Source organism: Amaricoccus sp. (assembly GCF_036846665.1).
Lineage (GTDB): Bacteria > Pseudomonadota > Alphaproteobacteria > Rhodobacterales > Rhodobacteraceae > Amaricoccus.
In genome coordinates this window covers 1-13148 of the sequence record NZ_DAIUBO010000103.1, presented here as the reverse complement: position 1 = coordinate 13148, position 13148 = coordinate 1, and the positions used below count along the sequence as shown (strand labels likewise).

General features: G+C 68.9%; 15 protein-coding genes. 11 read left to right on the top strand and 4 right to left on the bottom strand.

Going from position 1 to position 13148, the window contains the following annotated elements:
* From V7050_RS11465 to V7050_RS11450, 4 genes are all read left to right on the top strand, one after another.
* Nucleotides 1-616, top strand: a 616-nt coding sequence (locus V7050_RS11465) for a 3,4-dihydroxy-2-butanone-4-phosphate synthase (protein ID WP_324410555.1), incomplete at its 5' end; no start/stop codon positions are given.
* Nucleotide 617: 1 nt separating this feature from the next.
* Nucleotides 618-1154, top strand: a complete 537-nt coding sequence (locus V7050_RS11460) for a 6,7-dimethyl-8-ribityllumazine synthase (RefSeq protein ID WP_324366928.1) — start codon at nucleotides 618-620, stop codon at nucleotides 1152-1154.
* Nucleotides 1155-1643: a transcription antitermination factor NusB gene (gene nusB / locus V7050_RS11455; RefSeq protein WP_324366926.1), complete on the top strand. Its 489-nt coding sequence runs from the start codon at nucleotides 1155-1157 to the stop codon at nucleotides 1641-1643. It begins immediately after the preceding gene.
* The gene (locus V7050_RS11450; protein ID WP_324366924.1) at nucleotides 1640-2362 is read left to right on the top strand and encodes a hypothetical protein; all 723 of its coding nucleotides are present in this window, start codon (nucleotides 1640-1642) and stop codon (nucleotides 2360-2362) included. Before nusB ends, V7050_RS11450 begins: the two co-directional genes overlap by 4 nt.
* A gap of 67 nt (nucleotides 2363-2429) precedes the next feature.
* Here V7050_RS11450 and parC read toward each other — a convergent pair whose 3' ends face one another.
* From parC to V7050_RS11435, 3 genes are all read right to left on the bottom strand, one after another.
* Nucleotides 2430-4676 carry a DNA topoisomerase IV subunit A gene (parC, locus tag V7050_RS11445; protein ID WP_324366923.1) on the bottom strand — a complete coding sequence of 749 codons (2247 nt, stop codon included), beginning with the start codon at nucleotides 4674-4676 and terminating at the stop codon, nucleotides 2430-2432.
* A 95-nt stretch (nucleotides 4677-4771) separates the two neighbouring features.
* A complete protein-coding gene (locus V7050_RS11440; protein ID WP_324366921.1) occupies nucleotides 4772-5707 on the bottom strand; it encodes an ATP-grasp fold amidoligase family protein in 936 nt (311 codons plus the stop codon).
* 337 nt (nucleotides 5708-6044) lie between these two features.
* On the bottom strand, nucleotides 6045-7085 hold the full coding sequence (locus tag V7050_RS11435) for an ATP-grasp fold amidoligase family protein (protein ID WP_324366919.1): 1041 nt from the start codon (nucleotides 7083-7085) through the stop codon (nucleotides 6045-6047).
* 48 nt (nucleotides 7086-7133) lie between these two features.
* Between V7050_RS11435 and V7050_RS11430 the strand changes: the two genes are divergently transcribed.
* Nucleotides 7134-7967, top strand: coding sequence for an SDR family NAD(P)-dependent oxidoreductase (locus V7050_RS11430; RefSeq protein ID WP_324366917.1), 834 nt, complete (start codon nucleotides 7134-7136; stop codon nucleotides 7965-7967).
* A 35-nt stretch (nucleotides 7968-8002) separates the two neighbouring features.
* On the opposite strand, the gene V7050_RS11425 is transcribed toward V7050_RS11430, so the two are convergent.
* Entirely contained in the window at nucleotides 8003-8365 is a 363-nt protein-coding gene (locus V7050_RS11425; RefSeq protein WP_324366915.1) for a hypothetical protein, read from the bottom strand.
* Between the two features lie 227 nt (nucleotides 8366-8592).
* Here V7050_RS11425 and V7050_RS11420 point away from each other — a divergent pair, with 227 nt between their 5' ends.
* From V7050_RS11420 to V7050_RS11395, 6 genes are all read left to right on the top strand, one after another.
* Entirely contained in the window at nucleotides 8593-8799 is a 207-nt protein-coding gene (locus tag V7050_RS11420) for a twin transmembrane helix small protein (RefSeq protein WP_324366913.1), read from the top strand.
* Nucleotides 8800-8803: 4 nt separating this feature from the next.
* Nucleotides 8804-9376, top strand: a complete 573-nt coding sequence (locus V7050_RS11415) for a cob(I)yrinic acid a,c-diamide adenosyltransferase (protein WP_324366911.1) — start codon at nucleotides 8804-8806, stop codon at nucleotides 9374-9376.
* Nucleotides 9377-9519: 143 nt separating this feature from the next.
* Nucleotides 9520-10161 (top strand): PAQR family membrane homeostasis protein TrhA, encoded by a 642-nt coding sequence (gene trhA / locus V7050_RS11410; protein ID WP_324366909.1) that lies wholly within the window; start codon nucleotides 9520-9522, stop codon nucleotides 10159-10161.
* Nucleotides 10162-10280: 119 nt separating this feature from the next.
* On the top strand, nucleotides 10281-11417 hold the full coding sequence (locus tag V7050_RS11405; RefSeq protein ID WP_324366907.1) for a calcium-binding protein: 1137 nt from the start codon (nucleotides 10281-10283) through the stop codon (nucleotides 11415-11417).
* Between the two features lie 207 nt (nucleotides 11418-11624).
* Nucleotides 11625-12386 (top strand): electron transfer flavoprotein subunit beta/FixA family protein, encoded by a 762-nt coding sequence (locus V7050_RS11400; RefSeq protein WP_324374608.1) that lies wholly within the window; start codon nucleotides 11625-11627, stop codon nucleotides 12384-12386.
* Nucleotides 12386-13148: electron transfer flavoprotein subunit alpha/FixB family protein (locus V7050_RS11395; protein ID WP_324410553.1), on the top strand; the 763-nt coding region annotated here is incomplete at its 3' end. The genes V7050_RS11400 and V7050_RS11395, both read left to right, overlap by 1 nt.

Sequence of the window (13148 nt, the reverse complement as noted above, 5' to 3'; positions counted from 1 at the left end):
CAATCCCTCGGGCGTGATCTGCGAGATCATGAACGAGGACGGCTCCATGGCACGGCTGCCCGATCTCGTCGCCTTCGCCCAGCGCCACGGGCTGAAGATCGGCACGATCTCCGATCTCATCGCCTATCGCCGCCGCCACGACAACCTGGTGCGCGAGACGGAGGTGCGTGCGGTGACCTCCGAATACGGCGGCGCCTGGCAGATGCGGGTCTTCGCCGACGTGACCGCGGGGGCGGAGCATATCGTGCTGACCAAGGGCGACATCACCTCCGCCGAGCCGGTGCTGGTGCGCATGCATGCGGCCAATCCCTTCGAGGACATGCTCGGCCTCCATGCCGGCCGCAGCCACCAGCTGCGCGACGCGATGCTCGCCATCGCCGCCGAGGGCCGGGGGGTCGTGGTGCTGTTGCGCGACATGTCGATGAAGCTCGATGCCGGCGATCACGTCAGCCCCAACAAGCTGCGGCAATACGGGGTCGGCGCGCAGATCCTCAACGCGCTCGGGCTCCACGATCTCGTGCTGCTCTCCAATTCGCCGAGCCCCAAGGTCGTCGGCCTCGAAGGCTACGGCCTGGCGATCCTCGGCACCCGCCCGATCCCGGCGGCGGGGGGCTGAGATGGCACGTCGCGACGAAACCCGCTCGCTGCCGGCCCCGCGCTTCACCCGCCCGACCCGGGTGCTCCTGGTCGTGGCGCCTTTCTATCGCGCGATCGCCGATGCGCTGGTCAGCGGTGCCGCGGCGGCGCTGGCGCGGGCCGAGGTGGCGCATGAGATCGTCGAGGTTCCCGGGGCGCTGGAGATCCCGACCGCCATCGCGCTGGCCGCGCGGTCGGGCGAATTCGACGGCTATGTCGCGCTCGGCTGCGTGATCCGCGGCGAGACGACCCATTACGAGACGGTCTGCAACGACAGCTCGCGCGGGCTCACCCTGCTCGGGCTGCGCGGGCTCTGCATCGGCAACGGCATCCTCACGGTCGAGACCCCGGCGCAGGCGGCGGTGCGCGCCGAGCCCGGCGGGCAGGACAAGGGCGGCGGCGCGGCGGAGGCCTGCCTGCATCTGATCGCACTGGCCCGGCGCTTCGCGTTCGCCCCGAAACCCCTGCCCGAGGGCAGCTTCCGCGTCGCCGGCGGCGACGGCAGCGAGATCGCCTGAATGGCGGGTGCATCCAGGGCACGGCCGACGGCGGCCCAGGCGCGGCGCATGCGGTCGGCGGCGCGGTTCTACGCGGTGCAGGCGCTCTTCCAGATGGAGGCCGCGGATACCGGGCTCGAGACGGTGCTCGGCGAGTTCGAGACGCACCGGGTCGGCGCCGAGATCGACGGTGCGACCTTCGCCGAGCCCGACCTGCCGCATTTCCGCGCGCTGCTCGCCGCCGCGGTGACAAATCAGGCGCGCATCGACCAGACGGTCGACCGGGCGCTGGAGGCGCGCTGGCCGATCGACCGGATCGACCCGACCCTGCGCGCGGTCTTTCGCGCGGCCGGCGCGGAGCTGGTCGCCACCGACACCCCGCCCAAGGTCACGATCAACGAATACGTGGACGTGGCCAAGGCCTTCTACCCGGAGGGCAAGGAGGCGAAATTCGTCAACGGGGTGCTCGACCACATGGCGCGCGAAGTGCAGCCGCAGGCCTTCGGGTGAGCGGGGACGCGCCGGGGGGCCTCGGCATCGGCAGTCTGATCTCGGCCACGCTCCGGCTGGCGGGCGACGGCTTCGGGCGGATGTTTCCCGCCGCCCTCGGGGTTTCGCTCGTCTCGGCCCTCGCTGCCGAGGGCCTCGCGCCCGCCGATCCGGTGCCCGCGCTGGGGCCGGGCCTGCTCTGGGCGGCTTTGGCCGATCTCCTGCTCGGTACGCTGCTCACCGGCTTTCTCTGCCTCGTGGCGATCGACGTGGCGATCGGGCGGCGCCATTCCACCGGGCAATATCTCCGGCAGGCGGTGCGGCAGTTCCTGCCGCTCCTGGTCTTCACCCTCGCGGTCTCGATCGCAATCGGCATCGGGATCGTCTTTCTGGTGATCCCGGGCCTCTATGCCGCGGCGCGCTACCTGCCCTATTGCGCGACGACGGTCTTCGAGGATGCCGGCTGGCGGGGGATCGAACGGGCCGAGGTGCTGACCCGCGGCTACCGCTGGCCGCTGGTCGGGCTCCTGGCGATCGGCTTCGCGCTGCTGCTGGCGGTCGGCATCCCGATCGGGGTTCTGTCCGCCGAATTCGGCCCGCTGACGGGCCTTGCCGCGCAGGTAGCACTCTCCGCCCTCGGCTATCTCGTCGCGGCGGCCTTCTCGGCGATGGTCTATCTCCGGCTGCGGGACCTGCGCGAGGGCGTTTCGGCGAGCGATCTGGCGGCGTCGATCGGGTGAGATCGGCGGCCATTCGGGGCGAGCCGATGGCCTCCAGCCCGATCGGGCCGGGACGTCGGTCGGGCGGTCACTCGAAGCGGTTGCTCTGGGGGAAGCCGCGGGGGGCCATGCGGCCGGCGCTCGCCCGCGCGCCGGTCCAGTCGGAAAGGTCGGTGACGGTGCGGGTCCGGCCGGCGGGATCCTTCCAGCTCAGCCCGTCGCGCAGGTCGAAGGTGATGGCGTCGGTCAGCGCCCCGTCGCGGTCCTTGTAGCGCTGGAGCCGCACGCCCTTGCCGCGGCCCATCTCCGGCAACTCGGCGCGCGGGAAGACCAGGAGCTTGCGGTTGTTGCCCACCACCGCCACATGGTCACCGCTCACCGGACGGCAGACCACCGCGCGCACGCCCTCCTTGAGGTTGAGCACCTGCTTGCCGGCGCGGGTCTGCGCCACCGCCTCGTCCTCGGGCAGCACGAAGCCGTCGCCCGCCTCCGAGGCGACCAGCAGCCTTCCGCCCGGCACATGCACGAAGAGCGTCAGCACCTGCGCCTCGTTCGGCAGGTCGACCATCAGCCGCACCGGCTCGCCCATGCCGCGGCCGCCGGGAAGCTGGGTCGCGCTCAGCGTGTACATGCGCCCGTTGGATGCGAAGAGCAGCAGCTTGTCGGTGGTCTCCGCGTGCAGGAAGAAGGCCGGCCCGTCGCCGTCCTTGAACTTCAACTCGGCGCCTGGGTCCACATGCCCCTTCATCGCCCGAATCCAGCCCATCGCCGAGCAGACGACGGTGATCGGCTCGCGCTCGATCATCGCCTCGTAGGCGACCTCCTCGACCTCGGGCGCGTCGGCGAAATCCGTGCGTCGCGCGCCGCCGGGAGAGTCCTTGCCGAAGGCCTTGCGGACCTCGCGCAGTTCCTGGGCGATCCGGCTCCATTGCAGGTCCTCGGAGTCGAGAAGCTTCGCAAGATCGGCGCGCTCGGCGATCAGCGCGTCGCGCTCGGCGCGGATCTCCATCTCCTCGAGCTTGCGCAGGTTCCTGAGCCGCATGTTCAGGATGGCCTCGGCCTGCACCTCCGTCAGCGAGAATTCCGCCATCAGCACCGTTTTTGGCTCGTCCTCGTAGCGGATGATCGCGATCACCCGGTCGAGGTTGAGATAGGCGACGAGCAGGCCGCCCAGCACCTCCAGCCGCGCGTCGATCTTCTCCAGTCGGAACCGCGACCGCCGCAGCAGCACCTCGCGCCGGTGGTCGAGGAAGGCGCGCAGCACCTCCTTCAGCGTGGAGACCTGCGGCGTGCGCCCGTCGATGAGCACGTTCATGTTCATCGCGAAGCGGGTCTCGAGGTCGCTCGACTTGAAGAGCATCTCCATCATCAGTGCCGGGTCGACGGTGCGCGCCCGCGGCTCCAGCACGATGCGCAGGTCCTCGGCGCTCTCGTCGCGCACGTCGGCGAGCAGCGGCACCTTCTTGGCGTTGATGATCTCGGCGATGCGCTCGATCAGCTTGCCCTTCTGCACCTGGTAGGGGATCTCGGTGACGACGACCTGCCAGGTGCCGCGTCCGAGATCCTCCACCGCCCAGCGCGCGCGCAGCCGGAAGCCGCCCTTGCCGGTACGGTAGGCCTCCTTGATCGCCGCCCGCGGCTCGACGATGATGCCGCCGGTGGGAAAATCCGGGCCCTGGACGAAGTCCATCAGCGTCTCGTCGCGCGCGTTCGGCGCCTTGATCAGATGCAGGCAGGCGCCCACCAGTTCATCGATGTTGTGCGGCGGGATGTTGGTCGCCATGCCGACAGCGATGCCGCTCGAGCCGTTGGCGAGCAGGTTGGGGAAGGCCGCCGGCAGCACCACCGGCTCGCGTTCGGAGCCGTCGTAGTTGTCGCGGAAATCGACCGCGTCCTCGGTCAGCCCTTCGAGCAGCGCCGCGGCGGCGGCGGTCAGCCGCGCCTCGGTGTAGCGCTGGGCGGCCGGGTTGTCGCCGTCGATGTTGCCGAAGTTGCCCTGGCCGTCGACCAGCGGGTAGCGCACGTTGAAATCCTGCGCGAGGCGGGCGAGCGCATCATAGATCGCCTGATCGCCATGCGGGTGATAATTGCCCATCACCTCGCCGACGATCTTGGCGCATTTCCGGAAGGCGGAACCCGGGTCGAGCCGCAGGCCCCGCATGGCATAGAGAATGCGGCGATGCACCGGCTTCAGCCCGTCGCGGGCGTCGGGCAGCGCGCGGTGCATGATGGTGGAGAGCGCGTAGGTGAGATAGCGCTCGCCCAGCGCCCGGGCGAGCGGCTCGGCGGTCACCGTGCCATCGGGCATGTCGGCGTTGTCGGTCGTGTCGGCCATAGATATGGTGTAGCGCGGCGCTCAACCGCCGTCCAGCGTCGAGACGTCGGGCGCGCGGGGAGTAGCTGCGCGCGCCCGCGATCGGGATGGGGCGGTCAGGCGGCGGCGGCCTTCCATCCCAGCTGGTTGGCGATCCTGCGGCCGCGCGCCAGATATTCCGTGGCACGGTCGAGATTGATCAGTGTCCCCAACTCCCGGTTGTATGCGATCGGGCGGAAGGGATGGCAGGCCGCGAGGCTGGCGAAGGTCAGTTCCGAGAAGACCAGCCGGTCGTCGAACTTCAGGAAATCCACCCGGACATGCATGAAGTCCTCCGAGAGCCGCCGGGCCTCGGTCACCATCGACTCGAAATCCGCCGGGCGCGGCACCGGCCCCATCTCGACGGCCCCGCCGCCCTCGGCGACGAGGTCGAGACGCCGCCAGTCGAGGTCGTAGACCGCGCGCTCGTAGCGCGTGCCGTTCCGGGCGCCGATGACGGTGACATAGACCGGCTCGCCGTGCATGCAGGCGAACTTGAACTCCAGGCTCTCGCGCCGGGCCGTGATCAGTTCCTCGATCAGCCAGCGCTTCGGCACGCTGCGATAGTGCAACTCGCCCGTGCGCCGCCACTGGTCCCAGTTGTTCCAGGCCTCGAGCACCGCGACGAGACGGTCACGGTCGGGGCCGTTCCAGCCTTCGTGGATGTAATTCTGCCCGCTGCCGTAGGTGGATTTCATCACGAACTGCTCGGGAAACTCCACGTCGTCGAGATCGGCCGGCGTGCTGCCGGTGGCGATCAGCTCGGGAGGCTCGATCTCCGATCCCTTCCACCGCACGTAGTCGCGCACCGCGATCTTGTCGGCGGCGAGGCTCATCAGGGGATTGCGGTGGCGCAGGAATTGCCAGCGGATCTTCTCGTTGATCCAGACCGGCTCGATGAAATCCGGCATGTGGTCGTTGGCGACCGCGTAGAAATAGGCGACCGCTTCCGCGTCGGACCGGAAGGACGCGTCGTAGACGGCGGCCTGGATCCCCCTCGCCGGCTGGCGCATCTTGCTTTCCAGCCAGTATCGGCGATGCGCCCATCGGCGCCGGCGGTCTATTCGGCTGACGAATCGCTCCCGATCCTGATCGAATCTAGGCATCTCTACCCCTCTATTTTCCTGCCTCGATTGGTGCAGCCTCCGCCGGGACGGGCCCGGCGCGGCCACACTCTTGTTGTATTGCGAGCAAGGTAGCTCACCTCCCGGCAGAACCCCTAATGTTAACAAAGGGACGCAAGGCACTGAGCGGATTTCCGCTTATGGAGGAATCGTGAGCCTCGCGAAACCATTCGGCAACACTCTTCCGGCCGGGACCGATTCCCCGGACCCGAAACACCGGCGGCGGTCAGGCGGCCCGTTGCGCCGCTTCGGCCATGCGCGGCCAGCCGAGTCCCGCCGCGACCCGCCGGCCGTTGGCGAGCGCATCCGCCGCCCGGCCGAGATCGATCTTCGCGCCCAGTTCCGCGTTCATTTCGACCGGCTCGAGGGGGATGCGCGCCGCGAGGCTGGCGAAGGTGAGCTCGGAGAAGACCAGCCTTCCGTCGAACTTCAGGAAATCCACCCGGACATGCAGGAAATCCTCCGAAAGGAGCCGCGCGAGCGCCAGCACGCGGTCGAGATCGGCGGGCCGTGGGACCGGCCGGGGGTCATGGGCGCGGCCGCGGCTGCCGAAATGCACGCGCCGCCAGTCGGTGTCGAAGTTGACCCGGGAATAGGCATCGCCGTCGCGATCGGTAATGACCGAGATGAAGGCCGGTTCGCCGTGAAAGCAGAAGACCTTGAATTCCAGCTTCTCGCGGATCGCCGGCACGTATTCCTCCACGAGCCAGCGGTGCGGCACGTCGCGATAATGCAGCTCGCCGGTATGGCGCCACTGGTCGAATTCCGCCCAGGCGCCGAGCTGGCGCATGAGCTCCGGCCGCTTGACCGGCGCGGTGCCGTCGACGATCCGGATCTGGCCGCTGCCATGGGCGGTCTTGAGCACGAAGCGCGCAGGCAGGTCGACGGCGAGCAGGTCGTCGGGCGCCGCGCCGGTCGCGATCATCGCGGGCGCCTCGATCCGCGCCTGCTTGTGCGCGAGATAGTCCCGCACCGCGATCTTGTCGGCGGCGAGGCTCATCAGCGGGTTGCGGTGGTGCAGGAACTGCCAGCGGATCTTCTCGTTCAGCCAGGTGGGGTGGTCGAGATCCGGGAGATGATCGTTCGTGAGCGCGTAGAAATAGCTCACCGCCTCCGCGTCGCTGCGGAAGGTCGCGTCATAGACCGCGGCCTGGAGCCCGCCCGTCGCGCCGAGCAGGCGGCCGAGCCGCGCGCAGCGGTGGTTCCACCGCATCCGACGGTCGATCCGCATGACGAAACGGTCACGTTCGCTTCGGGTTCGCTCCACGGCATCTCTCCGCTTTACGCGGGCGCGCCGGCCGGGTAGCGCGCAGGCATGACAGGCAAGTGCATTCTCATCACCGGTTGCTCCTCCGGCATCGGACAGGACGCAGCGCTAACCTTGCATATGCGCGGCTGGCGCGTGCTGGCAACTTGCAGGCAGGCGGAAGATTGCTCATGGCTGCGCGAGAGGGGCCTCGAGAGCCTTCCGCTCGACCTCGCCTCCGAGGCGAGCATCGCCGGGGCCGTGCGGGAGGCCCTCGATCTGACCCGGGGTGGCATCGACGCGGTCTTCAACAACGGCGCCTTCGCCTGCCCCGGCGCGGTGGAGGATCTGCCGCGCGCCGCGCTGCGCGAGATCTTCGAGACCAACCTCTTCGGCCAGATCGACCTGACCAACCGGCTCATCCCCGCGATGCGGGCGCGGGGCACGGGGCGGATCGTGATGAATTCCTCGGTGCTCGGCTTCGTCGCCGCGCGCTGGCGCGGCGCCTATGTGGCGAGCAAGTTCGCGCTCGAAGGCATCACCGACACGCTTCGGCTGGAGCTGGCGGGAACCGGCATCCAGGTCAGCCTGATCGAGCCCGGCCCGATCAGGACGAATTTCCGCCGCAACGCGATTCCCCATTTCGAGCGCCACATCGACCGGGATGGTTCCGTGCACCGGGATTTCTACGCCGGTGCCATGCACCGGCGGCTCTATGCGCCCGACAAGGCGCGGGACCGCTTCGAGCTGCCGCCCTCGGCAGTCACGGACAGGCTGATCCATGCGCTCGAGGCGCGAAATCCGCGGCCGCGCTACCGCGTCACCCTGCCCGCCCGCATCGCCGGCGGATTGCGGCGCGGGCTGCCGACCCGGCTTCTCGATGCGGTCCTGCGCCGGTGGTGACCGTGGTGGCGCCGGCGGCGGGATCCGCCGTTCCGTCAGGAGCCGTGCGGGGTGAATTCGGCGACGCACCAATCGGCGTAGCGGTCGATCAGCTCGTAGCTGCTGCCCTGGGAGCCCATCTCGCGCAGCACCGCCCGATAGGCGTCGAGGCGCCGCTGCGGCGCCAGCGGCACCCAGATCTCGAGCACCTGCGCCGACCAGCGGGTCATCATCGTCATGTCCGAGGCGGAGAGCACGCCGCCGGCATAGCCGTACTGGCCGGCCATGCCGATATAGGCGGCGCAGCGCAGCGCCTGCGCCGAGCGTCCCGAGAGCACCGTCTCCGCGCCGCCCGCCGTCGCGGAACATGTCGCGGCGAAGGCCAGAAGGGCGAGGCGGCAGGTCGCAGGCAGGCTCATTCCACATCCCCCGGACGGAAGGCGGGACGCCCCGGGACGCGGGCGCTCGCCGGGCGCAGTCTGCACCGGTTCCGGGCTCCGGCAAACCGCCGTGTCGCGGATGGGTTAACCGCGCCCGCCCGCGCTCGGGGCCATCGCGTCGTTCGGGGCTCCCCGGCAGCCCGGCCGGACGGCCTTGCATCCGCGCGCAATTCGGCTAGGTCTCGTCCGGAGGCTCGGGAAACGGGATGTTGACAAGGGATCCGCTTTTCATCCTTGCGGGGATCGCCTGTCTCGCGGTGCTTGCGGTTTTGGTCTTCGGGGTCGCGACATTCGCCCGCGGCGGGGAGTTCAACCGCAAATATGCCAACAAGATCATGCGGCTACGCATTCTCTTGCAGTTCATCGCGGTGATCCTGATCGTGGTCTTCGTCTATTTCTCGCGCCGAGGCTGAGCCCATGGTCGTGCTGAACCGCATCTATACCCGGACCGGCGACTCGGGCGATACCGCGCTGGGCAACGGCGTCCGCGTCGCCAAGCATTCGCTCCGCGTCGGCGCCTATGGCACCGTGGACGAGGTCAATGCCACGCTCGGGATCGCGCGGCTCCATGCGGACGCGGATCTCGGAGCCGGGCTCGCGCGCATCCAGAACGACCTCTTCGATCTCGGCGCCGATCTCTGCACGCCGGATATGGAGAACGACGCGGCCGCGCCCCATCCGCGCCTGCGCGTCGTCGCCGCGCAGGTCACGCGCCTCGAGACCGAGATCGACGCGATGAACGCCGGGCTGAAGCCGCTGCGCAGCTTCGTGCTGCCCGGCGGCTCGGCGCTGGCGGCGCATCTGCATCTCTGCCGCACGGTCTGCCGGCGCGCCGAGCGGCTGGTGGTCGAGCTCGCGACGCTGGAGGCCGTCAATGCGGAGGCGGTGCGATACCTCAACCGCCTCTCCGACTGGCTCTTCGTGGCGAGCCGGCTGGCCAATGACGGCGGCGCGGCGGACGTGCTCTGGGTGCCCGGCGCCAACCGCTGAACCGGCGGACGACCGCCGAAGACGGTAACCATTGCGTAACTAAACGGCTTCCCGGGGATGCCGCGGCTGGCGTATGATTGGTTCTGGATTACTTGTGTGGAGTTGTCGGAGTGGTCCTGGCGATGTTGCCGAAGCGTGAACCCATGGTCTATACGCGCACCGAGCGGGTCTCGGACGCCATGGTTCACGTCGCCGGCCTCGCCTCGGCGCTGATCGCGGCCCCGGTGCTCGTGGTGCTGGCCTGCCTGTGGTTCGGCGATTTCGGCACCGTGACCGCCACGACGGTCTATGCGATCAGCCTCGTGGGGATGCTCGCCTGCTCGGCCATATACAACACGGTGACCCGGCCGGGCTGGGGGGATCTGCTCCGGAGGCTCGACCAATCGGCGATCTACATGAAGATCGCCGGAACCTACACGCCCTTCGCGGTGCTGACCGGAACCCATGCCGGGCCGTTCCTGGCCGGGATCTGGGGGGCGTCGCTGACCGGCGCATCGATGATCCTCTTCGGCCCGGCGCGATGGAAGCGCCCGAGCTTCGTGCTCTATCTCGTGATCGGATGGGCCGGTATGCTCTTCGGCGGGCCGCTGATCGCGGGGCTGAGCCCGGCCGGCCTCGCCCTGATCCTCCTGGGCGGGACGCTCTATTCGATCGGCCTGGTGTTCCTGCTCTGGGAGCGGCTGCCACATCACAACACCGTGTGGCACGTCTTCGTTCTCGTCGCGACCGCCCTGGTCTATTCCGCGATCCTGGTCGAGCTTTCAGGCCGGGCGGCGGCGGCATGACGCGGCCAAGCATGGAGGTCGCGTCCTAGTCCAACCGAACTTGAGCTCGACGAAGTGCAGGCAGAACCGCGTGCACTCGAAATCCCTTTCACCGAACGAATGAACTACAGGAGCTGGAAATGGCACTGATAAAAGGCAACGATCTGAACAATGTGCTGCGCGGCACCAGCCTCGCGGACATCATCTACGGCTATGGCGGCGCCGACACGATCTACGGCTACGACGGCGACGACCGCATCTCCGGCGGCACCGGCAACGATACCATCAACGCAGGTAACGGCGACGACCGGGTCAACGGCGGCACCGGCAACGACCGCGTCTTCGGCCTGAGCGGCAACGACCAGATCATCGGCTACGACGGCAACGACCGGATCGACGGCGGCGACGGCAACGACCGCGTCTATGGGGACGGCGGCGACGACCTGCTCTACGGCGGCACCGGCAACGACCGCATGCTGGGCGGCATCGGCGACGACCGGATGTACGGCCAGGACGGCAACGACCGGATGTTCGGCGGCGACGGCGGGGACCGCATGGTCGGCGGGCTCGGCAACGACACGATCTACGGCGACGGCGGCAACGACGTGATCACCGACGAGGGCGGCAACAACATCGTCGACGGCGGTAGCGGCAACGACACGATCGTCACCGGCAGCGGCGACGACAGTATCGGCGGCGGCGAGGGCAACGACACGATCGACGGCGGCGAGGGCAACGACACGATCCGGGGCAACCGCGGCGACGACACGCTCACCGGCGGGCTCGGCGACGATGTCCTGAGCGGCGGCAGCGGTGCCGACCGGATGTACGGCGGCGAGGGCAACGACCGCCTGAGCGGCAGCTCCAAGGACGACATCATGTACGGCGGCGCCGGCGACGACATCCTCGCCGGCGAATCCGACAACGACAGCCTCTACGGCGAGGACGGCAACGACACGCTGAACGGCGGCTTCGGCAACGACCGCCTGGTCGGCGGCGCCGGCAACGACCGCCTGATCGGCCTGACCGGCATCAACATCGTGACCGGCAACGAAGGCAACGACGTGTTCGTGTTCACCGCCGAGCAGACGACGATCACCGACTTCGAGAACGGGCTCGACCGGATCGATGTGACCGCGCTCGCAAGCATCGATTCCTTCGACGACTTCTTGATCGGCCAGTTTGGTCCGAACGTGAAGGTGGTGTCTGACGAAGGCACGATCATCATGCTCGGCACGACTGTCGGCGAACTCGACGCCACCGACTTCATCTTTTGAGCCAAGAAGCCGGCGCCGGGCGACAGTCCGGCGCCGCCTGCCCTCGCTTCGTGAAGTTCCTGTTGCGCAGAACATCATGCGACCGTATCCAGCCGATGCGGAATCGCGCGGGGTAAAGCGTCGCTTTCCGCCGCCCGCGCCGCCGCGGCCCGGGGCAGGAAGGGGCGGTCCGGCCACGGACCGCAGGAGCGACACAAGGGAAGCGTCATGAAGATCCTCGTCCCCGTCAAACGCGTCATCGACTACAACGTGAAGGTCCGGGTCAAGGCGGACGGGAGCGGCGTCGAGCTCGCCAATGTCAAGATGAGCATGAACCCCTTCGACGAGATCGCCGTCGAGGAGGCGATCCGGCTCAAGGAAAAGGGCGTGGCCTCAGAGATCGTCGCGGTGTCGATCGGGGTGAAGCAGGCCCAGGAGACGCTGCGGACCGCGCTCGCCATGGGGGCCGACCGGGCGATCCTCGTCGTGGCAACGGAGAACGTCAACGAGGATATCGAGCCGCTGGCGGTCGCCAAGATCCTCAAGGCGGTGATCGACGCCGAGGCGCCCGGGCTGGTGATCGCCGGCAAGCAGGCGATCGACAACGACATGAACGCCACCGGCCAGATGCTCGCGGCGCTGCTCGGCTGGCCGCAGGCGACCTTCGCCTCGAAGCTGGAGATCGCCGAGGGCACGGCCAAGGTCACCCGCGAGGTGGATGGCGGGCTGCAGGTGATCGATGTCGCGCTGCCCGCCGTCGTCACCGTGGATCTGCGGCTGAACGAGCCGCGCTACGCGAGCCTGCCCAACATCATGAAGGCCAAGAAGAAGCCGCTGGACGAGAAGACCCCGGCCGATTTCGGGGTCGACGCGAGCCCGCGGCTCAAGGTGCTGAAGACCGTGGAGCCGGAGACCCGCAAGGCGGGCGTCCGGGTTGCTTCGGTCGCCGAACTCGTCGAGAAGCTCAAGACCGAAGCGGGAGTGCTCTGATGGCCGTCCTCATCCTCGCCAAGCACGACAATGCGGCCCTGAACGACGCCACCGCCAAGACGGTGACCGCGGCCAAGACCATGGGCGGCGACATCCACCTTCTCGTCGCCGGCAAGGATTGCGCCGCGGTGGCGGCGGCGGGCGCCGCGATCGACGGCGTCGCCAAGGTGATCCATGTGGAGGGCGACGCCTATGCCCATCGCCTCGCCGAGCCCCTGACCGAGCTGGTGCACGGCCTGGCCGATGGCTACGAGCACATCGCCTTTCCCGCCACCACCACCGGCAAGAACGTCGCCCCGCGCCTCGCGGCGCTGATGGACGTGATGGTGATCTCCGACATCACCGGCGTGGTCTCCCCGGACACCTTCGAGCGGCCGATCTACGCCGGCAACGCCATCCAGACGGTGCAGTCGCGCGACGCCACCAAGATCGTCACCGTGCGCGGCGCGAGCTTCGAAGCCGCCGGATCCCAAGCGCCCTGCCCCGTCGAGACCGGCGCGGCCGCCGCCGATCCCGGCATCTCCGCCTGGGTCGAGGACCGGGTACAGGCGAGCGACCGGCCGGAGCTCACCTCGGCGCGCATCGTCGTCTCCGGCGGGCGCGGCGTCGGCTCGGAGGAGACTTTCGCCATCATCGAGAAGCTCGCCGACAAGCTGGGTGCCGCGGTCGGCGCCAGCCGCGCGGCGGTCGATTCGGGCTACGCGCCCAACGACTGGCAGGTCGGCCAGACCGGCAAGGTGGTGGCCCCCGAGCTCTACATCG

Coding starts and splice junctions, on each gene's coding strand:
- V7050_RS11460 (WP_324366928.1), top strand. CDS start 618: ATGGCACGTCGCGACGAAACCCGCTCGCTGCCGGCCCCGCGCTTCACC.
- nusB (WP_324366926.1), top strand. CDS start 1,155: ATGGCGGGTGCATCCAGGGCACGGCCGACGGCGGCCCAGGCGCGGCGC.
- parC (WP_324366923.1), bottom strand. CDS start 4,676: ATGGCCGACACGACCGACAACGCCGACATGCCCGATGGCACGGTGACC.
- V7050_RS11440 (WP_324366921.1), bottom strand. CDS start 5,707: ATGCGCCAGCCGGCGAGGGGGATCCAGGCCGCCGTCTACGACGCGTCC.
- V7050_RS11430 (WP_324366917.1), top strand. CDS start 7,134: ATGACAGGCAAGTGCATTCTCATCACCGGTTGCTCCTCCGGCATCGGA.
- V7050_RS11425 (WP_324366915.1), bottom strand. CDS start 8,365: ATGAGCCTGCCTGCGACCTGCCGCCTCGCCCTTCTGGCCTTCGCCGCG.
- V7050_RS11420 (WP_324366913.1), top strand. CDS start 8,593: ATGTTGACAAGGGATCCGCTTTTCATCCTTGCGGGGATCGCCTGTCTC.
- V7050_RS11415 (WP_324366911.1), top strand. CDS start 8,804: ATGGTCGTGCTGAACCGCATCTATACCCGGACCGGCGACTCGGGCGAT.
- trhA (WP_324366909.1), top strand. CDS start 9,520: ATGGTCTATACGCGCACCGAGCGGGTCTCGGACGCCATGGTTCACGTC.
- V7050_RS11405 (WP_324366907.1), top strand. CDS start 10,281: ATGGCACTGATAAAAGGCAACGATCTGAACAATGTGCTGCGCGGCACC.
- V7050_RS11400 (WP_324374608.1), top strand. CDS start 11,625: ATGAAGATCCTCGTCCCCGTCAAACGCGTCATCGACTACAACGTGAAG.